General features: G+C 33.3%; 1 protein-coding gene. It reads right to left on the bottom strand.

Annotated features, from left to right (window positions below; translation table 11 throughout):
* Positions 1–50: 50 nt before the first annotated feature.
* Entirely contained in the window at positions 51–1,046 is a 996-nt protein-coding gene (locus AC1DRF_RS28340; protein WP_477742352.1) for a DUF3231 family protein, read from the bottom strand.
* Positions 1,047–1,268 lie beyond the last annotated feature (222 nt).

Below are 1,268 nucleotides of genomic sequence, written 5' to 3'. Positions count from 1 at the left end.
CTGTAGTAGTATGCTCCTGGGATTAAATATTATTCACTGAGAATGTTTGTCTAATAATCTAATCTCTTACGGTCATCTGCTTGGGGAGGTTGTTCCATCCACTGATTATCAATCATATCTTTCCCAATACGACTATATATCCATAAGCTATTCAAGGCTGCTTTTTCACAATGGGCTGCAATATCAGCTCTCATACTTGCGATAAGGGCCGCGTTATAATAAGTTACTGCTACACCAAATACGAAACCTKTTTGGAGAAGCATAAGCCGATCTGAAAAAGGAGAAACAGTAGAATTTGTAATCTCTGTATCGCATGACTTAGGTAAATGAAGGTTGTCTTTTGTTAATAGGGATGAAAATATATCAATGTGCTTGTTTTTTACTTGGAGGCTTTTTTCTAATAAAGCTCGTACATTTTGATTTTTTGAAACTTGTGAAAAGCCAAGAATCATCGCTTTCGCAATCATTGTTTTATGTAAATTAAAATAAGTATGTCCAGTTTCTATTGCATTCATGGGTCTCTTCTTACCGAAGACATCTGTTACATAGTGGTATTGTTTAATCAGTTCTACCTTCTTAGGTGTTATATAGGTAGGTGGTTGCTGATAAAGTTGTTTTGAAATAAGCAGGTCCTTAGATTTTTTATAAATCTCCATCGCATCAAGATTACATTGATAATAAAAATCTACAACGTCTTGACGTAGGGAAGTTGTAAAAGATAAGCTCATTTCATTGTGTCCATGTGTGCTCATCATATAGAGGGATTTGAGACACAAAACGTCCGTAAATAAAGGAGGAGCTTCTAAATTAAGATCCTCTTCTGTAAATCCGTTAGGAAGAGGAAACTTTTCTTTTTTAAATAACGCTTTTAAGGTATCTATATGGTTAAGTGAATACTGAAGAGCTGTTTGAAAWAGGCTATGTATTTCAGGATCTTGAATCGTGTGAAGCATATATTTATTTACACATACAGATAATGTTTCACGGGTATAATGTGTCCATAAGTTTGCAATTTCAGGAGATGTTAATGGATTCTTTTTTTCCAATTTTCTGTTCCTCCGTATAAAAATTAATTTTTCTTAGCTTCTCCTCCTTTTAAGCTTTCATACAAGTTAGCTTCTCTTCCAATATTTTCGATAAATTACATTATGTTAACTATAAATGTATAGAGTATATAATCTAAATAGAGAAAAACTACAGGTGCGTTCAATAGATTCTTCTGTTCATTAGTTGTTTTTTGTTTCGAATCAGGCAGGTTAGAATTTTGT

The organism is Priestia sp. P5_B4 (assembly GCF_056400385.1).
Note: the sequence above shows the minus strand (reverse complement) of the source record. Positions and strands in the feature narration are given on the sequence as shown.